The 24157-nt window shown below is 70.7% G+C and carries 24 protein-coding genes; 20 read left to right on the forward strand and 4 right to left on the reverse strand.

Translation table 11 applies throughout. The annotated features are described in order from the left end of the window. Positions 1-80: 80 nt before the first annotated feature. Positions 81-629 carry a helix-turn-helix domain-containing protein gene (locus F8R89_RS20480; protein WP_151785328.1) on the forward strand — a complete coding sequence of 183 codons (549 nt, stop codon included), beginning with the start codon at positions 81-83 and terminating at the stop codon, positions 627-629. A gap of 106 nt (positions 630-735) precedes the next feature. Here F8R89_RS20480 and F8R89_RS20485 read toward each other — a convergent pair whose 3' ends face one another. After that, complete coding sequence (locus F8R89_RS20485; protein ID WP_003992177.1) at positions 736-939, reverse strand: cold-shock protein; 204 nt, start codon at positions 937-939, stop codon at positions 736-738. Between the two features lie 310 nt (positions 940-1249). Between F8R89_RS20485 and F8R89_RS20490 the strand changes: the two genes are divergently transcribed. The 6 genes from F8R89_RS20490 (at position 1250) to F8R89_RS20515 (ending at position 7345) form a co-directional block, all read left to right on the forward strand. Further along, positions 1250-2098 (forward strand): menaquinone biosynthetic enzyme MqnA/MqnD family protein, encoded by an 849-nt coding sequence (locus F8R89_RS20490; RefSeq protein WP_151785329.1) that lies wholly within the window; start codon positions 1250-1252, stop codon positions 2096-2098. A 249-nt stretch (positions 2099-2347) separates the two neighbouring features. After that, positions 2348-3952 (forward strand): serine/threonine-protein kinase, encoded by a 1605-nt coding sequence (locus tag F8R89_RS20495; RefSeq protein ID WP_151785330.1) that lies wholly within the window; start codon positions 2348-2350, stop codon positions 3950-3952. Next, entirely contained in the window at positions 3952-4689 is a 738-nt protein-coding gene (locus tag F8R89_RS20500; RefSeq protein WP_192806177.1) for a prepilin peptidase, read from the forward strand. The genes F8R89_RS20495 and F8R89_RS20500 overlap by 1 nt, the downstream gene beginning before the upstream one ends. Before the next feature lie 70 nt (positions 4690-4759). Next, positions 4760-5959: a cyclic dehypoxanthinyl futalosine synthase gene (mqnC, locus tag F8R89_RS20505; protein WP_151785331.1), complete on the forward strand. Its 1200-nt coding sequence runs from the start codon at positions 4760-4762 to the stop codon at positions 5957-5959. Positions 5960-5966: 7 nt separating this feature from the next. After that, the gene (locus tag F8R89_RS20510) at positions 5967-6566 is read left to right on the forward strand and encodes an imidazolonepropionase-like domain-containing protein (protein ID WP_151785332.1); all 600 of its coding nucleotides are present in this window, start codon (positions 5967-5969) and stop codon (positions 6564-6566) included. 83 nt (positions 6567-6649) lie between these two features. Further along, the gene (locus F8R89_RS20515; RefSeq protein ID WP_151785333.1) at positions 6650-7345 is read left to right on the forward strand and encodes a demethylmenaquinone methyltransferase; all 696 of its coding nucleotides are present in this window, start codon (positions 6650-6652) and stop codon (positions 7343-7345) included. Here the strand turns inward: F8R89_RS20515 and F8R89_RS20520 are convergent. Together F8R89_RS20520 and F8R89_RS20525 are read right to left on the reverse strand one after the other, a co-directional pair. After that, a complete protein-coding gene (locus F8R89_RS20520) occupies positions 7332-7670 on the reverse strand; it encodes a PASTA domain-containing protein (protein ID WP_225994447.1) in 339 nt (112 codons plus the stop codon). The two genes, F8R89_RS20515 and F8R89_RS20520, sit on opposite strands and share 14 nt — an antisense overlap. An 83-nt stretch (positions 7671-7753) precedes the next feature. After that, the gene (locus tag F8R89_RS20525) at positions 7754-8308 is read right to left on the reverse strand and encodes a GNAT family N-acetyltransferase (RefSeq protein ID WP_192806178.1); all 555 of its coding nucleotides are present in this window, start codon (positions 8306-8308) and stop codon (positions 7754-7756) included. Positions 8309-8328: 20 nt separating this feature from the next. Between F8R89_RS20525 and F8R89_RS20530 the strand changes: the two genes are divergently transcribed. Further along, positions 8329-9663 carry a geranylgeranyl reductase family protein gene (locus F8R89_RS20530; RefSeq protein ID WP_151785334.1) on the forward strand — a complete coding sequence of 445 codons (1335 nt, stop codon included), beginning with the start codon at positions 8329-8331 and terminating at the stop codon, positions 9661-9663. Between the two features lie 84 nt (positions 9664-9747). Here F8R89_RS20530 and F8R89_RS20535 read toward each other — a convergent pair whose 3' ends face one another. Next, complete coding sequence (locus F8R89_RS20535; RefSeq protein WP_151785335.1) at positions 9748-10569, reverse strand: C40 family peptidase; 822 nt, start codon at positions 10567-10569, stop codon at positions 9748-9750. Positions 10570-11282: 713 nt separating this feature from the next. On the opposite strand from F8R89_RS20535, the gene F8R89_RS20540 reads away from it, so the two are divergent. The 12 genes from F8R89_RS20540 to nuoL are packed head-to-tail and all read left to right on the forward strand — an operon-like array spanning position 11283 to position 24156. Beyond that, the gene (locus F8R89_RS20540) at positions 11283-11642 is read left to right on the forward strand and encodes an NADH-quinone oxidoreductase subunit A (protein ID WP_030950624.1); all 360 of its coding nucleotides are present in this window, start codon (positions 11283-11285) and stop codon (positions 11640-11642) included. A gap of 13 nt (positions 11643-11655) precedes the next feature. Next, positions 11656-12210: a NuoB/complex I 20 kDa subunit family protein gene (locus F8R89_RS20545; protein ID WP_030494814.1), complete on the forward strand. Its 555-nt coding sequence runs from the start codon at positions 11656-11658 to the stop codon at positions 12208-12210. Further along, positions 12207-12968, forward strand: coding sequence for an NADH-quinone oxidoreductase subunit C (locus tag F8R89_RS20550; RefSeq protein WP_151785336.1), 762 nt, complete (start codon positions 12207-12209; stop codon positions 12966-12968). Before F8R89_RS20545 ends, F8R89_RS20550 begins: the two co-directional genes overlap by 4 nt. Further along, positions 12965-14296: an NADH-quinone oxidoreductase subunit D gene (locus tag F8R89_RS20555; protein ID WP_151785337.1), complete on the forward strand. Its 1332-nt coding sequence runs from the start codon at positions 12965-12967 to the stop codon at positions 14294-14296. Before F8R89_RS20550 ends, F8R89_RS20555 begins: the two co-directional genes overlap by 4 nt. Beyond that, positions 14293-15165, forward strand: coding sequence for an NADH-quinone oxidoreductase subunit NuoE (gene nuoE / locus F8R89_RS20560; protein ID WP_151785338.1), 873 nt, complete (start codon positions 14293-14295; stop codon positions 15163-15165). The genes F8R89_RS20555 and nuoE overlap by 4 nt, the downstream gene beginning before the upstream one ends. Beyond that, positions 15165-16514 (forward strand): NADH-quinone oxidoreductase subunit NuoF, encoded by a 1350-nt coding sequence (gene nuoF / locus F8R89_RS20565; RefSeq protein ID WP_151785339.1) that lies wholly within the window; start codon positions 15165-15167, stop codon positions 16512-16514. Before nuoE ends, nuoF begins: the two co-directional genes overlap by 1 nt. Beyond that, positions 16511-19039 (forward strand): NADH-quinone oxidoreductase subunit G, encoded by a 2529-nt coding sequence (locus F8R89_RS20570; RefSeq protein WP_151785340.1) that lies wholly within the window; start codon positions 16511-16513, stop codon positions 19037-19039. The genes nuoF and F8R89_RS20570 overlap by 4 nt, the downstream gene beginning before the upstream one ends. After that, a complete protein-coding gene (nuoH, locus tag F8R89_RS20575; protein ID WP_151785341.1) occupies positions 19036-20403 on the forward strand; it encodes an NADH-quinone oxidoreductase subunit NuoH in 1368 nt (455 codons plus the stop codon). Before F8R89_RS20570 ends, nuoH begins: the two co-directional genes overlap by 4 nt. Beyond that, positions 20396-21037 carry an NADH-quinone oxidoreductase subunit NuoI gene (gene nuoI / locus F8R89_RS20580; RefSeq protein ID WP_151785342.1) on the forward strand — a complete coding sequence of 214 codons (642 nt, stop codon included), beginning with the start codon at positions 20396-20398 and terminating at the stop codon, positions 21035-21037. Before nuoH ends, nuoI begins: the two co-directional genes overlap by 8 nt. Continuing rightward, positions 21034-21879 (forward strand): NADH-quinone oxidoreductase subunit J, encoded by an 846-nt coding sequence (locus tag F8R89_RS20585; protein ID WP_151785343.1) that lies wholly within the window; start codon positions 21034-21036, stop codon positions 21877-21879. Before nuoI ends, F8R89_RS20585 begins: the two co-directional genes overlap by 4 nt. Continuing rightward, entirely contained in the window at positions 21876-22175 is a 300-nt protein-coding gene (gene nuoK, locus F8R89_RS20590) for an NADH-quinone oxidoreductase subunit NuoK (protein WP_062664186.1), read from the forward strand. Before F8R89_RS20585 ends, nuoK begins: the two co-directional genes overlap by 4 nt. A gap of 16 nt (positions 22176-22191) precedes the next feature. Continuing rightward, the gene (gene nuoL, locus F8R89_RS20595) at positions 22192-24156 is read left to right on the forward strand and encodes an NADH-quinone oxidoreductase subunit L (RefSeq protein WP_151785344.1); all 1965 of its coding nucleotides are present in this window, start codon (positions 22192-22194) and stop codon (positions 24154-24156) included. Position 24157 lies beyond the last annotated feature (1 nt).

The following is a 24157-nucleotide window of genomic DNA, read 5'->3' on the forward strand; positions in this document are numbered from 1 at the left end:
TTTCCCAGAATGAACAGACGGGTCCCCGTTCGTCAAGGCGAACAGGTGGACCGGCAGAGCGAACGACTGGAAGTGAGCCGATGGGTGAGCCCCTGACGTGGATCGCCGCCTCTCTGCGCCGCGAGCGCGCCCGCGCCGGACTGTCCCTGTCCGAGCTGGCCAAACGGGCGGGCATCGCGAAGTCCACGCTCTCCCAGCTGGAGAGCGGCGGAGGGAACCCGAGCGTCGAGACGCTGTGGGCGCTGGGCGTGGCGCTCGGGGTGCCGTTCAGCTCGCTCGTGGAGCCGCCGGCCCCCGCGGTCCAGGTGATCCGGGCGGGGGAGGGGCCCGCGGTGGCGTCCGAGCGCGCCGACTACGTGGCCACCCTGCTCTCCGCGAGTCCGCCGGGCGCGCGGCGGGACATCTACCACCTGCGCGCGGAGCCGGGCGCGGCCCGTGAGTCCGAGCCGCACATCCCGGGCACCGTGGAGCATCTGATCGTCGGGGCGGGCCGGGTGAAGGCGGGACCGCGCGGCGAGGAGGCCGAGCTGGGCCCCGGGGACTACATGACGTACCGGGGGGACGTGCCGCACGCGTACGAGGCGCTGGAGCCGGGGACGTTCTTCGTCCTCGTCATGCAGCACGTGTAGGGACGCCCGGAAGAAGAAAAGGCAGGAGCCCCGCCGCCTTGCGGCGCGGGGCTCCTTGGGTACTGCACTCAGTTCCGGATCAAAGCACCAGGCTCCGAGGACCGAATCAGACGGGGGTGACGTTCTCCGCCTGCGGGCCCTTCGGGCCCTGGGTCACGTCGAAGGAGACCTGCTGGTTCTCCTCCAGCGAGCGGAAGCCGCTCGCGTTGATCGCGGAGTAGTGAACGAAGACGTCGGGGCCGCCGCCTTCCTGGGCGATGAAGCCAAAGCCCTTTTCGGCGTTGAACCACTTCACGGTTCCGGTAGCCATAAGCCCTCCTTGGGCCCAAAGGGTTGCCCTGCTCCAGAACCCTGCAAGTGTGAAAACAAAGTGCCGCACAACTGCATACGTCTGAAAACGACGAGAGCCCGCGGTTACATGCTCCGCAGGCTCTGTACTGCAAGGGAAACCAAACTGCAACTTGCGGCGAGCCTAGCACGCAGGCAGCCGAAAGCAATAGAGGTCAAGATCACTTCACTCGGACGTTTGAAGATCCGTGTCAGTGGTTGACCTAAGCCGATGACCTGTATGTCACGACCCTGAAGGCTGAACGGTATCCCATGGGGTCTAGTCTCGCGATGTGGACAATTCTCGCACCCGGCCCCGCGTGGGCCACATCCAGTTCCTCAACTGCCTGCCCCTGTACTGGGGGCTCGCGAGAACCGGCACGCTCCTCGACTTCGAGCTGACGAAGGACACCCCGGAGAAGCTCAGCGAGCAGCTCGTGCGCGGCGATCTCGACATCGGCCCGATCACGCTCGTCGAGTTCCTTCGCAACGCCGACGACCTGGTCGCCTTCCCCGACATCGCCGTCGGCTGCGACGGACCGGTCATGTCGTGCGTGATCGTCTCGCAGGTGCCCCTCGACCAGCTGGACGGCGCCCGCGTCGCCCTCGGCTCGACCTCCCGCACCTCGGTCCGGCTCGCCCAGCTGCTGCTCGCCGAGCGGTACGGCGTGCGTCCCGCCTACTACACCTGCCCGCCCGACCTCAGCGTGATGATGCAGGAGGCGGAGGCGGCGGTCCTCATCGGCGACGCCGCGCTGCGGGCCAACCTGCTCGACGGCCCCCGCTACGGGCTCCAGGTGCACGACCTGGGCGCGCTCTGGAAGGAGTGGACCGGCCTGCCCTTCGTCTTCGCCGTGTGGGCGGCGCGCCGCGACTATCTGGAGCGGGAACCGGACATCACCCGCAAGGTCCACGAGGCCTTCCTCGCCTCGCGCAACCTCTCCCTGGAGGAGGTCGGCAAGGTCGCGGAACAGGCGGCCCGCTGGGAGGCCTTCGACGAGAAGGTCCTGGAGCGGTATTTCACGACCCTCGACTTCCGCTTCGGCGGCCCGCAGCTGGAGGCGGTCGCGGAGTTCGCGCGCCGCGTCGGACCGACCACGGGATTTCCCGCGGACGTGAAGGTCGATCTGCTCCATCCGTGAACACCCGGCCGCCGACGCCGGCACCGGGAATGCGTCACGGTGACCGCTTGTCCGCGGTCCTCCGCACGCCCGGAGGGCCGCGGAGGGCGTTTCCGGGCTCCCGCGTTCACCCATCGGGCGCGCGCCCATCGGACTGATCCATGGGTGGCGGCGGTTCCGGTCCGCGCCGGGTGACACGGACCCGATCCGCACTAATCTGCTGCGAAGTCCGCGGGGGCGCTGGGCCGTACGGGGGAGAGGTGGACGCCGATGCAGCCACTCGGCATGGACGAGCCCACGACCGTGGGGCCGTACCGGCTCCTCGGCCGGCTGGGGTCCGGCGGGATGGGCCGGGTCTACCTGGGCCGCAGTTCCGGGGGCCGCACGGTCGCCGTCAAGATCGTGCACCCGCATCTCGCGCTCGACGAGGAGTTCCGCACCCGCTTCCGGCGCGAGGTCGAGGCGGCCCGGCGGGTGGGCGGCGCGTGGACGGCGCCCGTGCTGGACGCCGACCCGGAGGCCCCGGTGCCCTGGGTGGCCACCGGGTACGCGGCCGGTCCGTCGCTGTCCGGCGCCGTCGCCGACGCGGGCGCCCTGCCCGCGCCGTCCGTACGGGCCCTGGGCGCCGGACTCGCGGAGGCGCTGGCCGCCGTGCACGAGCTGGGCCTGGTGCACCGGGACGTGAAACCGTCGAACGTCCTGCTCACCCTGGACGGCCCCCTGCTGATCGACTTCGGCATCGCGCGGGCGCTGGACGGCACCGCCTCCCTCACCTCCAGCGGCGTCTCCATCGGCTCGCCCGGCTACATGGCGCCCGAGCAGATCCTGGGCAAGGGCGTCACGGGCGCGGCCGACGTCTTCTCGCTGGGCGCCGTGCTCGCCTACGCGGCGGCCGGCGAGCCGCCGTTCTCCGGGGACACCTCGGCGGCCCTGCTCTACAAGGTGGTCCACGAGGAACCCGAACTCGACGCCCTGGACGACCCGTTGCGCGAGCTGGTCGCCCAGTGCCTCGCCAAGGAGCCCGGGGCGCGGCCCACCCCCGGTGAGCTGGCCGCGCGGCTGGCGCCCGAGGGCGCGGCCCGGCTGGTGGCGGGCGGCTGGCTGCCCGGCCCGCTGGTCGAGCAGGTCAGCCGGGGCGCCGTACGGCTGCTGAACCTGGAGGCCGGGGACGACGCCCCGTCCGGGCCCGTGGAGTTCAGCCGGCCCGTCACCGTCGGCGAGTTCGGGCCGGCCCCGGTGATGCCCGCCTCCGTGCCCGCGCCCCGGGACGCGGTGCCCCCGCCCGGTGACTCAGCCGAGACGTCCCCGTCCGGCAGGCCGGGGGTGACCGTCGCCGCGCGCGGGCGCCGGGTGAGCTGCACGGTGACCCTTGCCGTCGCCGGCGCCCTCGCCGCCGTCACGCTCGGCGCCGTCGTCCTCCTCGACGGGATGCCGGGCCGGGGCACGGACGACCCGGACACGAGCGCGGGCTCCGACGCCGCCTCGTCCCCGGCGCCGGACAGGACGGAGGGCTCCGTCCCCGCCCGGTACCTCGGCACCTGGGAGGGGAAGGCGACGGCCGTGGGCGGCTCGCTGCCCGCCGGCACCTTCCGGCTCACCGTGCACAGGGCCGGGGTCGGCGAGGAGTTGGGCACACTGCGCCAGACCGACCTGCTCGGCGGGGTCTGCGACGACGTCCTCACCCTGAAGGAGGTGACGGCGAAGCAGCTCGTCGTCACGTCCGTGGGCGCGAAGGGCAACCACGCCGGCTGCAACCCCGAACCGCACACCGTACGCATCACCCCGGCCGGCGACGACCTCGTGTACCGCTCGGAGAGCTCGGCGGAGGGCGAGCCCGAGGCCCGCCTGTCGAAGACCGGGGAGGGGAGCGGCTGATGGAGGTGGGCACCCCGGTCGTCGTCGCCGTCGCCGCGCTGTGGGGAGCGCTCGCCGGGGCCCTGCTGCCCCGCGCCGCCTACCGCTTCTCCGCGCCCGACGAGGAGCCGTGGCGGGCGCACTGCCCGGACGGCCACCCGGTGCCGGGATGGCTCGGCCCGGCCGGCTGCCGGAGTTGCGGACCCCGCGCCCCGTACGGCCCCGGCGCCACCGTCCCCGTCCTCGTCACCGCCGCCGTCTGCGCCGCCCTCGCCGCCGCCACCGGCACCCGGCCCGAGCTGGGCGCCTGGCTGCTGCTGGCGCCCGCCGGCGTCCTGCTCACGCTCGTCGACCTGCGGGTGCGCCGCCTCCCCGACCCGCTCACCCTCCCCCTCGCGGGCGGCGCGCTCGCCCTCCTCGGCCTGGCCGCCGCCCTCCCCGAGCACGCCGGGCACTGGCCGACCGCCGTGGCCGCCTCCCTCGCGCTCGGCGCCTTCTACTACGGCCTGCATCTGCTCAACCCCGACGGCATGGGCTTCGGCGACGTGAAACTGGCGCTCGGCGCGGGCGCGGTCCTCGGCTGGTACGGCTGGCCGACCGTCATGCTCGGCACGTTCGCCGGGTTCCTGTCCGGAGCGCTGTACGGCTGGGGCCTGGTCGCCCTGCGCCGGGCCGGCCGCACCTCGGCGATCCCCTTCGGCCCGTTCCTGCTCGGCGGGGCGCTGGCGGGGGTGCTGATCGGGGCGTACGCGGCCTGACGTCGGCGCTGTCAGGGCCCTGGCGTACGCTGGATCAGTCCGCCCGACCTTGACGAAAGGGACGCCCCCGGTGACCGAGAAGGCCGACCTTCAGTCCGTCCTCGACCGTGCCGCAGCGGGCGGGCGGATCACCCCAGAGGAAGCGCTCGACCTCTACCGCGACGCCCCGCTGCACGCGCTCGGCTCCGCCGCCGACGCCGTGCGCCGCCGCCGCTACGCGGGTACCGAGCACATCGCGACGTACATCATCGAGCGGAACATCAACTACACGAACGTGTGCGTCACGGCGTGCAAGTTCTGCGCCTTCTACGCCCCGCCTAAGGACACCGCCAAGGGCTGGACCCGCGACCTCGACGACATCCTGCGCCGCTGCGCCGAGACCGTCGAACTCGGCGGCACCCAGATCATGTTCCAGGGCGGCCACCACCCGGACTACGGCGTCGAGTACTACGAGAAGCACTTCGCGGCCATCAAGAAGGAGTTCCCGCAGCTCGTCATCCACAGCCTGGGGGCGAGCGAGGTCGAGCACATGGCCCGGATCTCCAAGGTGAGCGTGGAGGAGGCCATCCAGCGCATCCACGCGGCCGGCCTCGACTCCTTCGCGGGCGCGGGCGCCGAGCTGCTCCCGGAGCGGCCCCGCAAGGCCATCGCGCCGCTGAAGGAGTCCGGCGAGCGCTGGCTGGAGATCATGGAGACCGCCCACAACCTGGGCGTGGAGTCCACCTCCACCATGCTGATGGGCACCGGCGAGACCAACGCCGAACGGATCGAGCACCTGCGCATGATCCGTGACGTGCAGGACCGCACGGGCGGCTTCCGGGCCTTCATCCCGTACCTGTACCAGCCCATGAACAACCACCTGAAGGGCCGCACGCAGGCCACGATCTTCGAGTACCTGCGGATGATCGCGATCTCCCGGCTGTTCATGGACAACATCGCCCACATCCAGGGCTCCTGGCTGACCACCGGCCAGGACGCGGGGCAGCTGACGCTGCACTACGGCGCCGACGACCTCGGCTCGGTCATGCTGGAGGAGAACGTCGTCTCGGCGGCCGGTGCGAAGCACCGCTCCAACCTCCAGGAGATGATCGACATGATCCGCTCCGCGGGACGGGTCCCGGCCCAGCGCGCGACGACGTACGAGCACCTCGTCGTGCACGACGACCCGGCGAACGACCCCGTCGACAGCCGCGTCATGTCCCACATCTCCTCGACGGCGATCGAGGGCGGCACGGCCCACCCCGAGCTGAAGATCCTCGCCTCCAACTGACCCGCCCGTGCTGACCCTTCACGTCGCCGACGCCTCGCCGGAGAACGCCGTCCTGGTCGACGGCGCGCACCTCGCCGCCGTCGGCCCGTACGAGGAACTGGCCGCCGCCCACCCGGACGCCCGGCTGCGGAGGTGGCCCGGCATCCTGACCCCCGGGCTGCTCAACCCGTACGGCCCGGAACTGCTGGAGCAGGCCTACCACCCCGACCCGCGCGAGGCGGACCGGCTCGGCACCGAGCCGATCTTCGGCGAGCGCGCGCGGGACCTCCTCGGCGCGGGACCGCCCGTGCGGGGGGCCAGCGCCCGGCGCGGAGTCCAGCGCCTGCTGGCGCACGGCACCGTCGCCGTCGCCGGTGAACTGCGCGGCCGTGCGGCCCTGGACGCCGTCCGCAGGGCCGGTCTCGCCCTGGCGGGACGCCCCGCCGCACTGCCCGGCCCCCCGGCGCTCTCCCCGGTGCCGCTCGTCCTGCTGCCCGCCCTCGCCGCCGGGAAGCCCGCGCGGTTCGCGGTGTTCGACGTGCCCGACCGCGCGGCCCTCGTCCGGCAGGGCGCGTCCACCTGCGTGGCCACCGTCGTGGCCGGCCGCCTGGTGCACCGCCGGCGCTGACCGCGCGGCCGTCCGGGCAGCCGCCGCGGGCGGACCGGGAAGCCGCTGGGGGCGGGGCGGGGAGCGGCTGCAAGAATGGGCCCGTGACGCGCGCATCCCTGGACAAGCAGCCGCATGAAGTCGCCTCGATGTTCGACGGCGTCGCGGAACGGTACGACCTGACCAACGACGTGCTCTCCCTCGGGCAGGACCGGCGCTGGCGCAAGGAGGTCGCGAAGGCGGTCGACGCGCGCCCCGCGCAGAAGGTCCTGGACCTGGCGGCCGGCACCGGCACGTCGTCCCTGCCCTTCGCCCGCACCGGCGCCTACGTCGTCCCCTGCGACTTCTCGCAGGGCATGCTCCGGGTCGGCAAGCGGAACAACGCCTGGCTGCCCTACACGGCGGGCGACGCGACACGACTGCCGTTCAAGGACGACACGTTCGACGCCGTGACGATCTCCTTCGGGCTGCGCAACGTGCAGGACTTCGACAGCGCGCTGCGCGAGATGTACCGGGTGACCCGGCCCGGCGGCCGCGTCGTCATCTGCGAGTTCTCGCACCCGACGTGGGCGCCCTTCCGCACCGTCTACACCGAGTACCTGATGCGCGCGCTGCCGCCGGTCGCCCGCGCGGTCTCCTCGAACCCGGACGCGTACGTCTACCTCGCCGAGTCCATCCGCGCCTGGCCCGACCAGCCGGCCCTCGCCGAGCGGCTGGGCAAGGCGGGCTGGTCCAAGGTGGCCTGGCGGAACCTGACGGGCGGGGTCGTCGCCCTGCACCGCGGGTTCAAGCAGAGCTGACCACGGGGTAGGGGTCGCCGGGCTCGTCGAGCGCGCGGGGCCTGCCGCCCGACGGAGGGCGCGGTATGCGCGGCTCGCGCACGCCTCCGCCGCCCTCTCCCTCACCGAAGTCGAACCAGACGGCGACCGTCGAGTCCCGCGGCACCGGGGTGCCGGGCTGCGGATACTGGCGGACGACGTAGTCGACGACGACGCGCGCGAAGTCCGGCCGGTCGGGTGCGGTCAGGGACAGGCCGTGGGACGTGGCCGCCTCGCGGGCGTCCATGGCCATCAGGCCGACGAGTCGCGGGACCGGCACCTCGGGTGTCGTGGGTGTTGTGTGCACGGATGTCACCCCCAGCGGTACTTGAAGGGTAGACCGCCGGGGGTGCCGTCCGGAAGCGTCAGGTGTCTTTCTGTGACAGTCGCTTACTCTCCGTGCCCGGCAGGGGAGTTCAGGCTGAGCCGGTAGCAGTGCCCCCGCCGGTCGTCCGGCGTGGCGAAGACCTCCGCGAGCCGCATGCCGAGGCGCCGTGTCACCGCTATCGACCGCTCGTTGCGGGCGTCGACCATCGCGACGACCCCCGGCACCCCGGCGGCCCGCACCCGCTCCAGCGTCTCCCGCGCGGCCGCCGTGACATACCCCTTGCCCCAGTGCTCCCGGGCCAGCCGCCAGCCGATCTCGATCTCCCCGGTGGGGCCCCACTCCCGTTCCCAGGGCTGGGCGCCGGTGAAGCCGATGACGCGGTCGTCCTCGTCGAGCATCGTCCACAGGCAGAAGCCGCGCTCGGCGTCGTGCCGGCGCTGGCGGGCGGTGAGCTCCTCGTAGACGGAGAGTTCGGCGGCCCGGCCGCCGTGGAACTCCATGACGTCGGGGTGGGCGAAGGCCCGGTGCCAGGCCACCGCGTCCTCGTCGGTGGGCACACGCAGCCGTACTACGGGCAGAGCTCGGTTCACAGGGCAGCCCTTCAGCCGGGTGATCAATTCTGCTGCATAGACTGCCCATGTCCAGTGCCCGTCGGCACGCAGATTCCGAACCTTGGGGAGTTCCCGCCGTGACCGAGCCCCTCTCCGAAAACACCGCCGATGTCATCGTCGTCGGAGCGGGCCCTGCCGGCTCCACCACCGCATACCACCTCGCCAAGGCCGGACTCGACGTACTGCTCCTGGAGAAGACCGAGTTCCCGCGGGAGAAGGTCTGCGGCGACGGCCTGACCCCGCGCGCCACCAAGCAGCTCGTCGCCATGGGCATCGACATCTCCGAGGAGGCCGGCTGGCTGCGCAACAAGGGCCTGCGGATCATCGGCGGCGGCGTGCGCCTCCAGCTGGACTGGCCGGATCTCGCCTCCTTCCCCGACTACGGACTCGTCCGCAAGCGCGACGACTTCGACGAGCAGCTCGCCCGCCAGGCCCAGAAGGCCGGCGCCCGCCTCTACGAGCGCTGCAACGTCGGCGCCCCGGTCCTCGACGACCGCACGGGCCGGGTCATCGGCGTGCACGCCAAGCTCGGCGAGGAGAAGCGCGAGGTGACCTTCCGGGCCCCGCTCGTCGTCGCCGCCGACGGCAACTCCTCCCGGCTGTCCCTCGCGATGGGCCTGCACCGCCGCGAGGACCGCCCGATGGGCGTCGCCGTGCGGACGTACTTCGAGAGCCCCCGCCACGACGACGACTACCTGGAGTCCTGGCTGGAGCTGTGGGACCGCCGGGGCCCCGAGGACCGTCTGCTGCCGGGCTACGGCTGGATCTTCGGCATGGGCGACGGCACGTCCAACGTCGGACTCGGCGTGCTCAACACCTCCGAGTCCTTCAAGGAACTGGACTGGCGCGAGGTCCTGAAGGCGTGGTGCGCCTCGATGCCGGAGGACTGGGGCTACACCCCGGAGAACATGACCGGCCCGATCCGCGGCGCCGCCCTGCCCATGGCCTTCAACCGCCAGCCGCACTACACCAAGGGCCTGCTGCTCGTCGGCGACGCCGGCGGCCTGGTGAACCCCTTCAACGGCGAGGGCATCGCCTACGCCATGGAGTCCGGGCAGATCGCCGCCGAGGTCATCGTCCAGGCGCACGCCCGCTCGACCCCCGCGGGCCGGGAGATGGCCCTCCAGCGCTACCCGCGGGTCCTCAAGGACACCTACGGCGGCTACTACACGCTGGGCCGCGCCTTCGTGAAGCTCATCGGCAACCCGAAGGTCATGAAGATCGCCACCCAGCGCGGCCTGACCCACCCGATGCTGATGAAGTTCACGCTGAAGCTCCTGGCGAACCTCACCGACCCGACCGGCGGCGACGCGATGGACCGCATCATCAACGGCCTGAGCAAGGTGGCCCCGAAGGCCTGACCGGCCCCGCCCGGGGGAGACCCCGGGCACGCGTAAGGGCCGCTGCCCCCGAGCGGCTGCGGCCCTTACGTCGATCCGTACGGCTCAGAGCACGCGGACCGCGCCCGACGCCGGGTAACCCGACAGGTCCTGGATGACGACGCCCTTGGAGGGGTTGGCCGCGTCCAGGTACTGGCCGTTACCGATGTAGACGCCCACATGGTAGGCGGAACCCTTGCCGCCCCAGTAGAGGATGTCGCCGACCTGGATCTGCGACAGCGGGATGTCGGTGCCGGCCATCGACTGGTCCTGGGAGACCCGCGGCAGGTCGACGCCGACCTGCTTGAAGGCGGCCTGCACCAGGCTGGAGCAGTCCCACGCGTTGGGGCCGGTGGCACCCATGACGTACGCGTCGCCGACCTGGGCCTTGAGGAACGAGATGACCGTCGCGACGCTGCCGCTCGCCGGGGCGGAGACGCTCGCGGAGGCGGACAGGGTGGCCCGCTCCGTGCTGCGCGACGCCGCGGCCTCTGCGGCGGCCTTACGGGCCTCCTCGGCCTTCTTCTTCGCCTCGGCCTTCTTCTTGGCCTGAGCGAGGTCCTTCTTGGCCTGCTCGGCCGCGGCGGCGGCGGCCGCGTCACGCTCGGCCTCGAGCTCGTAGTTCGCCGCCGCCAGCTGCGTGGCGTCCGCGGACTGGGCGAGCTGGTCCGCCAGGTCCCCCGAGAGGGTGGGCAGTTCGATGGTCTGCGTGACCGGCTCGGCGGCGTTCGCCGTGGCCGCAGCACCAGCCGCTGCCATGCTGAGGACGCCACCGGCAACACCGGCGCGCATCGCGATCGTGGTCGACGCGGTGCGGCGGGGCTTCCGGTGGCTGCGTATGTGAGCGGTGTGGGACATGGGTACAACCGGTATCAGGGGCTCCTCCATACCTTCAAGAAACGTGGGCTGCGCCACAGTTGTTCAACGGACGCCCCAAATTCCCGGCGGAGCGCCCTTTATTGACGCCGTAACGGACATAGCGGACGGCCCTCGTCCTGCCCGTGATCACGGTCTTTCATCATTAAGTCCGAATTGCCCCGCGCCTACCACTGGTTGGGACCGGTGGCCAAGCCCGGTTCTCACGGACCCCTGACGGGTGTGGCAGAGGTCACGCAACGGTCACGGCCTCGTGTGCGTCCGGTGCCCGGATCGCGCCACCGGAGTTCGTGAACGCGTGCACGCGTCCACATCGGTCCCCTTCGCTCCCTCTGATGTGTGAACGCGGTCCTCTATCAAGTCTTCCGGTCCAACTCCAATTTGCATGCACGGGAAGCCTCTTGATATGGAGACGACCCCTCTGAGCTGCGCCGACGAGCGAAAATGTCACCTCTGGTGATCACTCGGACGCTTCACGTGCGAAGATCACCGCTCATCCGTGTTCATGATCGTTCGTCAGGTGGTGGAGATCACAAAGCTTGTGCAATACCCCGTGTCGCAGATCACAGACCGGCAGGCATAAGATGCGAGGCAGTTGGGCTTGTGACCTGCTTCACATGTTCTCGATCTTCGCCGGAACGAGCGGTGTTCGTGGGACTGGTGGGGCGGCCGTGAGCCCAGTGCAACCGCCAGCAGTCAGTGCCGACTGAGAGGAGCGAGGAGCGGTGAACGCGTATGCGCCCATCCTCGTACTGGGAGCCCTCGGGGCAGGCTTTGCGATCTTCTCCGTGGTCATGGCCACGCTGATCGGTCCGAAGCGGTACAACCGGGCCAAGCTCGAGGCTTATGAGTGCGGAATCGAGCCGACCCCCACGCCGGCCGGCGGCGGGCGCTTCCCCATCAAGTACTACCTGACGGCGATGCTCTTCATCATCTTCGATATCGAGATCGTCTTCCTCTACCCCTGGGCCGTCACCTTCGACTCCCTGGGGATCTTCGGGCTCGTGGAGATGCTGCTCTTCGTGCTCACCGTCTTCGTCGCGTACGCGTACGTATGGCGGCGCGGCGGCCTGGAATGGGACTGAGGGGCCTTTAGACATGGGACTCGAAGAAAAGCTGCCGAGCGGATTCCTGCTGACCACCGTCGAACAGGCCGCGGGCTGGGTGCGCAAGGCGTCCGTCTTCCCGGCCACCTTCGGCCTCGCGTGCTGCGCCATCGAGATGATGACGACCGGCGCCGGCCGCTACGACCTGGCGCGCTTCGGCATGGAGGTCTTCCGCGGATCACCGCGCCAGGCCGACCTGATGATCGTCGCCGGCCGGGTCAGCCAGAAGATGGCACCGGTGCTCCGGCAGGTCTACGACCAGATGCCGAACCCCAAGTGGGTGATCTCCATGGGGGTCTGCGCCTCCTCGGGCGGCATGTTCAACAACTACGCGATCGTCCAGGGCGTCGACCACATCGTCCCGGTCGACATCTATCTCCCGGGCTGCCCGCCACGGCCCGAGATGTTGATGGACGCCATCCTCAAGCTGCACCAGAAGATCCAGGGCTCCAAGCTCGGGGTCAACGCCGAGGAAGCGGCCCGTGAGGCGGAGGAAGCGGCGCTCAAGGCCCTGCCCACGATCGAGATGAAGGGGCTGCTGCGGTGAGCGACGCCAACGGCACCAACGGGGCGAACGGGTCGAACGGGGCGAACCCCGAGAAGGACCTGTCCGCCTCCAACCTCCCCGGCCAGCGCGGCCAGGGCGGCGAGGAGATCCGCGTCCAGCGCGGCATGTTCGGCGCCAACAACGGCGGGGACACCTCCGGTTACGGCGGCCTGGTCCGCTCGGTCCGCCTCCCGGGACCGGCGAGCCGCCCCTACGGCGGCTGGTTCGACGAGGTCGCCGACGAACTCGAGGGCGCGCTGGAGGAGCAGGGCCTGCTGCCCGGCAACGCCATCGAGAAGACGGTCGTCGACCGCGACGAGATCACCTTCCACATCGAGCGCGAGCACCTGTTGCGCGTCGCCCGCACCCTGCGCGACGACCCGGCCCTGCGCTTCGAGCTGTGCACCGGCGTCAGCGGCGTCCACTACCCGCACGACAAGGGCCGCGAGCTGCACGCCGTCTACCACCTGCGCTCGATCACCCACAACCGGCTGATCCGCCTCGAGGTCAGCGTCCCCGACAGCGACCCGCACGTCCCGTCGCTCGTCTCCGTGTACCCGACGAACGACTGGCACGAGCGCGAGACGTACGACTTCTACGGCATCGTCTTCGACGGTCACCCCGCCCTGACGCGGATCATGATGCCGGACGACTGGCAGGGCCACCCGCAGCGCAAGGACTACCCCCTCGGCGGCATCGCCGTCGAGTACAAGGGCGCCCAGATCCCGGCTCCGGACCAGCGGAGGTCGTACTCGTGAGCACACAGTCAGCATCCGCCGCCTCGGCCCGCGAAACCACAGAGGGCACGGTCTACACCGTCACCGGTGGCGACTGGGACGAGGTCGTCGAGTCCGCGGCCAAGGCCGACGACGAGCGCATCGTCGTCAACATGGGCCCCCAGCACCCGTCCACCCACGGAGTGCTGCGCCTGATCCTGGAGATCGAGGGCGAGACGGTCACCGAGGCCCGCTGCGGCATCGGCTACCTCCACACCGGCATCGAGAAGAACCTCGAGTACCGGACCTGGACGCAGGGCACCACGTTCGTGACGCGCATGGACTACCTGACGTCCTTCTTCAACGAGACCGCCTACTGTCTCGCCGTCGAGAAGCTCCTCGGCATCGAGGACCAGATCACCGAGCGCGCCAAGATCATCCGGGTGCTCCTGATGGAGCTGAACCGGCTCTCCTCCCACCTGGTGTGCATCGCCACCGGCGGCATGGAGCTCGGCGCCACCACGATCATGATCTACGGATTCCGTGATCGTGAAATGATTCTCGACATCTACGAGCTCATCACGGGCCTGCGGATGAACCACGCGTACATCCGCCCCGGCGGACTCGCGCAGGACCTGCCGCCCGGCGCGGTGGACCACATCCGCGAGTTCGTGAAGAAGATGAAGAAGAACCTTCCGGAGTACGACAAGCTCGCCACCGGGAACCCCATCTTCAAGGCCCGTATGCAGGACGTCGGCTACCTCGACCTGGCCGGCTGCATGGCCCTCGGCGCCACCGGCCCGATCCTGCGCTCCACCGGCCTCCCGCACGACCTGCGCAAGACGCAGCCGTACAGCGGCTACGAGACCTACGACTTCGAGGTCCCCACCGCCGACACCTGCGACTCCTACGGGCGCTTCCTGATCCGCCTGGAGGAGATGCGCCAGTCGCTCCGGATCGTCGAGCAGTGCCTGGACCGGCTCGAGCCGGGCCCGGTCATGGTCGGCGACAAGAAGATCGCCTGGCCCGCCCAGCTCGCCCTGGGCCCCGACGGGCTCGGCAACTCCCTCGACCACATCAAGAAGATCATGGGCACCTCCATGGAGGCCCTGATCCACCACTTCAAGCTGGTCACCGAGGGCTTCCGCGTCCCGCCGGGACAGGCCTACGCGGCCGTCGAGTCGCCCAAGGGCGAACTCGGGGTGCACGCCGTCTCCGACGGAGGCACCCGCCCCTTCCGGGTCCACTTCCGCGACCCGTCCTTCACCAACCTGCAGGCCATGGCGGCGATGTGCGAGGGCGGCCAGGTCGCCGACGTCATCGTCGCCGTAGCGTCCATCGACCCCGTGATGGGAGGCGTCGACCGGTGACCACCTCATCTTCCGAGCGGGGCGTCAGCCTGGGCATGCCCGAACTGCCCGCGCCGGCCTACCCGGACGACGTCCGGGCCCGGCTGGAGACCGACGCGCGGGCGATCGTCGCCCGCTACCCGGACTCCCGGTCCGCCCTCCTGCCGATGCTGCACCTCGTGCAGTCGGAGGAGGGGCACGTCACGCGCACCGGGATGCGGTTCTGCGCGGACATGCTCGGCCTGACCACGGCCGAGGTCACCGCGGTCGCGACCTTCTACACCATGTACCGCCGCAAGCCCTCCGGCGACTACCAGGTCGGCGTGTGCACCAACACGCTGTGCGCGGTCATGGGCGGCGACGCCATCTTCGAGGAACTCCAGGAGCACCTCGGCGTCGGCAACGGCGAGACCACCGGCGACGGCAAGGTCACCCTGGAGCACATCGAGTGCAACGCGGCCTGCGACTACGCCCCGGTCGTGATGGTCAACTGGGAGTTCTTCGACAACCAGACGCCCGACAGCGCCAAGCGGCTCGTCGACGACCTGCGCGCCGGCCGTGACGTGGAGCCCACGCGCGGGGCCCGCCTGTGCACCTTCAAGGAGACCGCCCGGATCCTCGCCGGCTTCCCCGACGAGCGGCCCGGTGCCGTCGAGGAGGGCGGCAGCGCCGGACCGGCGTCACTGGTGGGCCTGCGCCTCGCCAAGGGGGAGACCGCGCCCGCGCGCGTGGTCCACCCGCGCGACGGCGGACCGCACGACGAGCAGCAGGACAGGGCCGCGCACCACCCGTCGCCGGCTGAACACCTCAGCTCGCACGACGCGCCGCAGGATTCGTCCGCGTCCGACCCGGCCCACCCGGCAGGGCCTGTCGCCGAGGAGGGGGAGTGATGACATTGGCACCGGAGCTGAAGGAGAACAGTCCCGAGAAGCTGCTCGCACCCGTGCTGTCGGCCTTCTGGGACGAGGACCGGTCCTGGACGCTCGACGTCTACCGCAGGCACGACGGGTACGAGGGGCTCCGCAAGGCGCTCGCCATGTCGCCGGACGACCTGATCGCCTACGTCAAGGACTCCGGTCTGCGCGGGCGCGGCGGCGCGGGATTCCCCACCGGGATGAAGTGGCAGTTCATCCCGCAGGGAGACGGAAAGCCGCACTATCTCGTTGTCAACGCCGACGAGTCGGAGCCGGGGACCTGCAAGGACATCCCGCTCCTCTTCGCGAACCCGCACAGCCTCATCGAGGGCATCGTGATCGCGTGCTACGCCATCCGGTCGTCGCACGCCTTCATCTATCTCCGGGGTGAAGTCGTCCCCGTCCTGCGGCGGTTGCACGAGGCCGTGCGCGAGGCCTACGCGGCGGGCTACCTCGGCAAGGACATCCTGGGCAGCGGACTCGACCTCGAACTCACCGTGCACGCCGGCGCCGGCGCGTACATCTGCGGTGAGGAGACCGCGCTGCTCGACTCGCTCGAAGGCCGCCGTGGCCAACCGCGGCTGCGTCCCCCCTTCCCGGCCGTGGCAGGTCTCTACGCCTGCCCCACTGTGGTGAACAACGTCGAGTCGATCGCGTCGGTTCCCGCCATCCTGCACCGGGGCAAGGAGTGGTTCCGCTCGATGGGCAGCGAGAAGTCCCCGGGCTTCACGCTGTACTCGCTCAGCGGCCACGTCGCCAGCCCCGGCCAGTACGAGGCCCCGCTCGGCATCACCCTGCGCCAGCTGCTCGACATGAGCGGCGGCATGCGGCCCGGGCACCGGCTGAAGTTCTGGACGCCGGGCGGCTCGTCCACGCCGATGTTCACCGACGAGCACCTCGACGTGCCCCTCGACTACGAAGGGGTGGGCGCCGCCGGCTCCATGCTCGGCACCAAGGCGCTCCAGTGCTTCGACGAGACGACCTGCGTGGTCCGCGCCGTCACCCGCTGGACCGAGTTCTACGCCCACGAGTCCTGCGGCAAGTGCACGCCCTGCCGCGAAGGCACGTACTGGCTCGTGCAGTTGCTGCGCGACATCGAGGCCGGCAAGGGCGTGATGAGCGACCTCGACAAGCTGAACGACATCGCCGACAACATCAACGGCAAGTCCTTCTGCGCCCTCGGCGACGGCGCCGCCTCGCCGATCTTCTCCTCGCTGAAGTACTTCCGCGAGGAGTACGAGGAGCACATCACGGGCCGTGGCTGCCCCTTCGACCCGGCCAGGTCGACGGCCTGGGCCGACCACCGCACGGAGGTGAACGCATGACCGTACAGCAATCCGACAGCGGCTCCGCCGCGGGCCAGCGCTCCTCCGGAGGGGGAGAGGCGGCGGTCCCGCCGGAGGACCTCGTGACGCTGACGATCGACGGCGCCGAGATCAGCGTGCCCAAGGGCACCCTGGTCATCCGGGCCGCCGAGGAGCTCGGCATCGAGATCCCGCGCTTCTGCGACCACCCGCTCCTCGACCCGGCCGGCGCCTGCCGCCAGTGCATCGTCGAGGTCGAGGGCCAGCGCAAGCCGATGGCGTCCTGCACGATCACGTGCACCGACGGCATGGTCGTCAAGACGCACCTCACCTCGCCGGTCGCGGAGAAGGCGCAGAAGGGTGTGATGGAGCTCCTGCTCATCAACCACCCGCTGGACTGCCCCGTCTGCGACAAGGGCGGCGAGTGCCCGCTGCAGAACCAGGCCATGTCGCACGGCGCCGCCGAGTCCCGCTTCGAGGGCCGCAAGCGCACGTACGAGAAGCCCGTCCCGATCTCCACGCAGGTGCTGCTCGACCGTGAGCGGTGCGTGCTGTGCGCCCGCTGCACCCGGTTCTCCAACCAGGTCGCGGGCGACCCCATGATCGAGCTGGTCGAGCGCGGCGCCCTCCAGCAGGTCGGCACCGGCGAGGGCGACCCGTTCGAGTCGTACTTCTCCGGCAACACCATCCAGATCTGCCCGGTCGGCGCGCTCACCTCGGCGGCGTACCGATTCCGCTCCCGGCCGTTCGACCTGGTCTCCTCGCCGTCGGTGTGCGAGCACTGCTCGGGCGGCTGCGCCACCCGCACCGACCACCGGCGCGGCAAGGTCATGCGGCGCCTCGCGGCGAACGACCCCGAGGTCAACGAGGAGTGGATCTGCGACAAGGGGCGCTTCGGCTTCCGCTACGCCCAGCAGCGCGACCGGCTGGACACCCCGCTGGTCCGCAACGCCGAGGGCGACCTGGAACCGGCGTCCTGGCCGGAGGCGCTCCAGATCGCCGCCCAGGGTCTGCTCGCCTCGCGCGGCCGGACCGGTGTGCTGACCGGCGGCCGGCTCACCGTCGAGGACGCCTACGCGTACAGCAAGTTCGCGCGCGTGGCCCTCGACACCAACGACATCGACTTCCGCGCGCGGGCGCACAGCGGCGAGGAGGCCGACTTCCTCGCCGCGCAGATCGCCGGCCGCGGACGCGACCTCGACGGCAGCGGAGTCACCTACACCTCCCTGGAGAAGGCGCCCGCCGTCCTGCTGGCCGGGTTCGAGGCCGAGGAGGAGGCACCCGGCGTCTTCCTGCGGCTGCGCAAGGCGTGGCGCAAGCACGGCCAGCGGGTCTTCTCCCTGGCCACGCACACGACCCGGGGCCTGGAGAAGGCCGGCGGCACCCTGCTGCCCGCCGCTCCCGGCACCGAGACCAAGTGGCTGGACGCGCTGGCCGCCGGCACCGGGCTCGAGGGTCCGGGCGCCGAGGCGGCCGGGGCGCTGCGCACCGAGGGAGCCGTGATCGCCGTCGGCGAGCGGCTGGCCGCCGTCCCGGGCGGGCTCACCGCCGCCGTACGGGCCGCGGCCGCCACCGGCGCCCAGCTGGTGTGGATCCCGCGCCGGGCCGGTGAGCGGGCCGCCGTCGAGGCGGGCGCGCTGCCGTCGCTGCTGCCCGGCGGGCGTCCCGCGACCGACCCGCGCGCGCGGGACGAGGTCGCCGCCCTGTGGGGCGTCGCCGAACTCCCGTCGCGCTACGGCCGCGACACCGGCCAGATCGTGGAGGCCGCCGCGCGCGGCGAGCTCCAGGCCCTGCTGGTCGCGGGTGTCGAGGTCGCCGACCTGCCGGACCCGGCACGCGCGCGTGAGGCGCTCGCGGAGGTCGGTTTCGTGGTGTCGCTGGAGCTGCGGCCCAGCGAGGTGACGAGGCTCGCCGACGTGGTGCTTCCGGTCGCCGCCGTCGCCGAGAAGGCCGGCACCTTCCTCAACTGGGAGGGCCGGGTGCGCTTCTTCGAGGCCGCGCTGAAGCCCGACCAGATGACCCGCCGCCCGGCCCCGACCGACGCCCGCGTCCTGCAGATGCTGGCCGACGCCATGGACGTGCACCTGGGGCTGCCCGATCTGCGCACCACGCGCGCGGAGATCGACCGGCTCGGCGCCTGGGACGGCCCGCGGGCCGACCAGCCGCTGGAGATCGCCGCCCAGCTGCCGCGTCCGGCGGCCGGTGAGGCCGTCCTCGCCGGGCACCGGCTCCTGCTCGACCAGGGTCTGCTCCAGCAGGGCGACGAGGCGCTCGCCGGCACCCGGCACGCCGCCCACGCGCGCGTGTCGGCCGCCACGGCCGCCGAGGCGGGCGTGAAGGACGGCGACGTGCTCGCCGTCACCGGGCCCGCCGGAGTCGTCGAACTGCCGCTGCTGGTCACGGAGATGCCCGACCGGGTGGTGTGGCTGCCGCTGAACTCCGTGGGCGCGGGCGTCGCCTCCGACACCGGGGCGCTGCCCGGCTCACTCGTCCGCATCGGCCCGGCGACCCTCGCGTCCGAGGCCCCCGAGGAGGTGGAGGCATGAGCGCGTACTCCCTCGCCGCTGAGGACCTCTCGATGTTCGGCCGCGACCCCTGGTGGCTGGTCGTCGTCAAGGCGGTGTTCTGCTTCGCCTTCCTGATGGTGACCGTGCTGTTCTCCATCGTGTGGGAGCGCAAGGTCGTCGCCTGGATGCAGCTGCGCATCGGCCCCAACCGGCACGGCCCCTGGGGCATGCTCCAGTCGCTCGCCGACGGCATCAAGCTGATGCTCAAGGAAGACGTCATCGTCAAGCGCGCCGACAAGGTGGTGTACGTCCTCGCGCCGATCGTCGCGGCCATCCCGGCCTTCATGGCGATCGCGGTGATCCCCTTCGGCCCGGCCGGCAACGAGATCTCGATCTTCGGCCAGCGCACCACGATGCAGCTCACCGACCTGCCGATCGCGATGCTCTACATCCTCGCGGTCGCCTCGGTCGGCATCTACGGCATCGTGCTCGCGGGCTGGAGCTCCGGCTCGACGTACCCGCTGCTCGGCGGTCTGCGCTCCTGCGCGCAGATGATCTCCTACGAGATCGCCATGGGCGCCGCGTTCGCCTCGGTGTTCCTCTACTCCGGGTCGATGTCCACCTCGGCGATCGTCGAGGCGCAGCACGACCGCTGGTACATCGTCCTGCTGCCGGTGTCGTTCCTGATCTACATCGTGACGATGGTCGGCGAGACCAACCGCGCCCCCTTCGACATGCCGGAGTCCGAGGGCGACCTGGTCGGCGGCTTCAACACCGAGTACTCGTCCATCAAGTTCGCGATGTTCATGCTCGCCGAGTACGTGAACATGGTGACGGTCTCGGCGGTGTCCGTGACGCTCTTCCTGGGCGGCTGGCGCGCGCCGTACCCGATCAGCTCCTTCTGGGAGGGCGCGAACCACGGCTGGTGGCCGATGCTCTGGTTCGTCATCAAGGTGCAGCTGCTGCTGTTCTTCTTCATCTGGCTGCGCGGCACGCTGCCCCGCGTCCGCTACGACCAGCTGATGAAGCTCGGCTGGAAGGTCCTCATCCCGGTCTCCGTCGTCTGGCTGATGCTGGTCGCGACCGTGCGGACCCTGCGCAACGAGAACTACGACTTCGCGGACATCGCCCTGTACATCGGCGGCGGAGTCATCGCGCTGCTGCTGCTCTCCGTCATCGCGGACCTCTTCCGCGAGAAGGCGAAGGGCGCGGCGCAACCCGCCGAGGAGCCCGCCGGGTTCGACCCGATGGCCGGTGGCTTCCCCGTACCGCCGCTGCCCGGACAGGAGCTGCCGCCCGTCCCGAGGCGCCGGCCGCGCCGGGAGCGGGAGCTGATTGTCAGTGGCGGGTCCGATACTCACAGTGACGGATCTCTGGATGGAAAGGAGGCGTCCGATGGCTGAGGAGCCCAAGGAGACCAAGCCGGGTTTCCAGAATCCCGTGGCCGGCTTCGGCGTGACCTTCAAGGCCATGTTCAAGAAGCGGCTGACCGAGCAGTACCCGGAGCAGGAGAAGACCACCGCTCCGCGTTTCCACGGACGGCACCAGCTCAACCGCCATCCGGACGGCCTGGAGAAGTGCGTCGGCTGCGAGCTGTGCGCCTGGGCCTGCCCCGCCGACGCCATCTACGTGGAGGGCGCCGACAACACCGACGAGGAGCGCTACTCGCCCGGTGAGCGGTACGGCCGCGTCTACCAGATCAACTACGCCCGCTGCATCCTGTGCGGCCTGTGCATCGAGGCGTGCCCCACGCGCGCGCTCACGATGACCAACGAGTTCGAGCTGGCGGACTCCAGCCGCGCCAACCTCATCTACACCAAGGAGCAGCTGCTCGCCGGTCTGGAGGAGGGCATGGTCGACTCGCCCCACGCCATCTACCCCGGCACCGACGAGCAGGACTACTACCGGGGTCTGGTGACGGAGGCCGCGCCGGGCACGACCCGGCAGGTCGCGGTCTCCAAGGGAGAGGTCCCGCAGGAGGGCGCCTCGACCTTCGGCGAGGACGAGCCGGCGTCGGGGAAGGTGGTCGGCCGATGAGCGCGCAGATCGCCGCCGCCTACTCCACCTCCACCGGCGAGGCCGTGCAGTTCTGGATCCTCGGCACCGTCGCCGTGCTCGGCGCCCTGTGCACCGTCTTCCTCAAGCGGGCCGTGCACAGCGCGCTCTGCCTCGCCGGCACGATGATCGTCCTCGCGGTGTTCTACCTGGCCAACGGCGCCTACTTCCTGGGCGTCGTACAGATCGTCGTCTACACCGGCGCGATCATGATGCTGTTCCTCTTCGTGGTGATGCTGGTCGGCGTGACGGCCGCGGACTCCCTGAAGGAGACCATCAAGGGCCAGCGCTGGCTGGCCCTTCTCTGCGGCCTCGGCTTCGGCATCCTGCTGTTCGCCGGCATCGGGAACGCCTCGCTGAGCCAGTTCGACGGCCTCACGCAGGCCAACGCGAACGGCAACGTGGAGGGCCTGGCCACCCTCATCTTCACGAAGTACGTCTTCGCGTTCGAGATCACGGGCGCCCTGCTGATCACCGCCGCGGTCGGCGCCATGGTGCTCACGCACCGCGAGCGCACCGAGCGCGCCAAGACCCAGCGGGAGCTGGCCGAGGAGCGCGTGCGCGCCGGCAAGCACGTCCCGCCGCTCCCGGCCCCCGGCGTCTACGCCCGGCACAACGCCGTGGACATCGCCGGTCTGCTGCCCGACGGGACCCCGTCCGACCTCACCGTCAGCAAGACGCTGCGTGAGCGCGGCCAGATCCGGGACGTGTCCACCGAGGCGCTCAATGACCTGCGGGCCCTGGAGCAGCGTGCGGCGGAGCGCCTGGAGCGGACCGCGATCGAGCCGTCCACCTTCAAGCGTCCGGAGGAGGCGTCCAAGTGAACCCGGTCAACTACGTCTACCTCGCGGCCCTGTTGTTCACGATCGGCGCCACCGGCGTGCTGATCAGGCGCAACGCGATCGTCCTCTTCATGTGCGTCGAGCTGATGCTCAACGCCTGCAACCTCACGCTGGTGGCGTTCTCGCGGATGCACGGCAATCTGGACGGCCAGATCATCGCCTTCTTCACGATGGTCGTGGCCGCCGCGGAGGTCGTCGTCGGGCTCGCGATCATCGTGTCGCTGTTCCGTTCCCGCCACTCGGCCTCGGTCGACGACGCCAGCCTGATGAAGCTCTGAGGGGTCGGAAGAAATCGTGGAGAACCTGATTGCGCTGCTGATCGCGGCGCCCTTGCTCGGAGCGGCCGTCCTGCTGTGCGGTGGCCGGCGGCTGGACGCCGTCGGCCACTGGATCGGCACGCTCCTGTCGTTCGTCTCCTTCGCCTTCGGTGTGGTCCTCTTCGCCGATCTGCTCGGCAGGGGCGCCGAGGAACGGACCCTGACGAGCCATCTGTTCAGCTGGATCCAGGTCGAGGGCTTCCAGGCGGACGTCGCGTTCCGCCTCGACCAGTTGTCGATGACGTTCGTCCTGCTGATCACCGGCGTCGGCTCGCTGATCCACGTGTACTCGATCGGGTACATGGAGCACGACGAGCGCCGCCGCCGCTTCTTCGGCTATCTGAACCTGTTCCTCGCGGCGATGCTGCTGCTCGTCCTCGCCGACAACTACCTGCTGCTGTACGTCGGCTGGGAGGGCGTCGGTCTCGCCTCGTACCTGCTGATCGGCTTCTGGCAGCACAAGCCCAGCGCCGCCACCGCCGCGAAGAAGGCCTTCCTGGTCAACCGCGTCGGCGACATGGGCCTGTCCATCGCGATCATGCTGATGTTCCTCTGGTTCGGCACCTTCGCCTTCGGGCCGCTGCTCGGCGGCGAGGGCGAGGCCGGTCTCGCCGGGAACGCGAGCGAGGGCAAGCTCACCGCGATCGGCCTGATGCTGCTGCTCGCCGCGTGCGGCAAGTCCGCCCAGGTGCCGCTGCAGTCCTGGCTCGGGGACGCGATGGAGGGCCCGACCCCGGTCTCGGCCCTCATCCACGCCGCGACGATGGTGACCGCGGGCGTCTACCTGATCGTCCGCTCCGGCGCCATCTTCGACGCGGCGCCCGACGCGCAGCTGGTCGTCACGATCGTCGGAGCCGTCACGCTCCTCTTCGGTGCGATCGTCGGTTGCGCGAAGGACGACATCAAGAAGGCGCTGGCCGGCTCGACCATGTCGCAGATCGGCTACATGGTCCTCGCCGCGGGCCTCGGCCCCATCGGCTACGTCTTCGCGATCATGCACCTGGTGACGCACGGCTTCTTCAAGGCCGGGCTGTTCCTCGGCGCCGGCTCCGTCATGCACGGCATGAACGACGAGGTCGACATGCGCAAGTACGGCGGCCTGCGCAAGTACATGCCGGTCACGTTCATCACCTTCGGCCTCGGCTACCTCGCCATCATCGGCTTCCCGGGCCTGTCCGGCTTCTTCTCCAAGGACAAGATCATCGAGGCGGCGTTCGCCAAGGGCGGCACCGAGGGCTGGATCCTCGGCGGCTGCGCCCTGCTCGGCGCGGCCATCACCGCGTACTACATGACGCGCGTGATGCTGATGACGTTCTTCGGCGAGGAGCGCTGGCGGCACACGAAGACCGCCTCGCCGGCCGAGCCCAGCGCCGAGCCCGCCGCCGAGACCCACGGCGAGCACGCGGAACCGCACCCGCACGAGTCGCCCAAGGTCATGACGATCCCCATGATCGTGCTGGCGATCGGGTCGGTGGGAGCCGGCTTCGTGTTCAACTGGCAGAGCGGTTTCGTGCACTGGCTCGAGCCCATCACCGGCCACGCGCACGGCAATCCGCCGATCAGCGCGGGCACCGTCACCGGCGCGACCGTCGCGTGCATGGTCATCGGCGTCGCCCTCGCCTGGGCCCAGTACGGCAGGCGCCCGGTCCCGGCGGTCGCCCCGCGCGGGTCGCTGCTCACCCGGGCCGCCCGGCGCGACCTGTACCAGGACGACTTCAACCACGTCGTCCTGGTCCGCGGCGGCGAGCACCTCACCCGCTCCCTGGTCTACGTCGACCACACCCTGGTCGACGGTGTCGTCAACGGCACGGCGGCCTCGGTCGGCGGCCTGTCCGGACGGATGCGCAGGCTCCAGAACGGCTTCGCGCGCTCGTACGCGGTCTCGATGTTCGGCGGTGCGGCGATCCTCGTCGCCGCGACCCTGCTGATGAGGGCGGTCTGAT

The organism is Streptomyces sp. SS1-1 (assembly GCF_008973465.1).
GTDB lineage: Bacteria > Actinomycetota > Actinomycetes > Streptomycetales > Streptomycetaceae > Streptomyces.

Bases quoted from the DNA above. Each gene is read 5' to 3' on its own strand.
- F8R89_RS20495 (WP_151785330.1), top strand. From the start codon at position 2,348: ATGCAGCCACTCGGCATGGACGAGCCCACGACCGTGGGGCCGTACCGG.
- F8R89_RS20530 (WP_151785334.1), top strand. From the start codon at position 8,329: ATGTCCAGTGCCCGTCGGCACGCAGATTCCGAACCTTGGGGAGTTCCC.
- F8R89_RS20570 (WP_151785340.1), top strand. From the start codon at position 16,511: ATGACCGTACAGCAATCCGACAGCGGCTCCGCCGCGGGCCAGCGCTCC.
- nuoF (WP_151785339.1), top strand. From the start codon at position 15,165: ATGACATTGGCACCGGAGCTGAAGGAGAACAGTCCCGAGAAGCTGCTC.
- F8R89_RS20485 (WP_003992177.1), bottom strand. From the start codon at position 939: ATGGCTACCGGAACCGTGAAGTGGTTCAACGCCGAAAAGGGCTTTGGC.
- F8R89_RS20545 (WP_030494814.1), top strand. From the start codon at position 11,656: ATGGGACTCGAAGAAAAGCTGCCGAGCGGATTCCTGCTGACCACCGTC.
- F8R89_RS20500 (WP_192806177.1), top strand. From the start codon at position 3,952: ATGGAGGTGGGCACCCCGGTCGTCGTCGCCGTCGCCGCGCTGTGGGGA.
- nuoH (WP_151785341.1), top strand. From the start codon at position 19,036: ATGAGCGCGTACTCCCTCGCCGCTGAGGACCTCTCGATGTTCGGCCGC.
- F8R89_RS20585 (WP_151785343.1), top strand. From the start codon at position 21,034: ATGAGCGCGCAGATCGCCGCCGCCTACTCCACCTCCACCGGCGAGGCC.
- F8R89_RS20535 (WP_151785335.1), bottom strand. From the start codon at position 10,569: ATGGAGGAGCCCCTGATACCGGTTGTACCCATGTCCCACACCGCTCAC.
- nuoI (WP_151785342.1), top strand. From the start codon at position 20,396: ATGGCTGAGGAGCCCAAGGAGACCAAGCCGGGTTTCCAGAATCCCGTG.
- F8R89_RS20480 (WP_151785328.1), top strand. From the start codon at position 81: ATGGGTGAGCCCCTGACGTGGATCGCCGCCTCTCTGCGCCGCGAGCGC.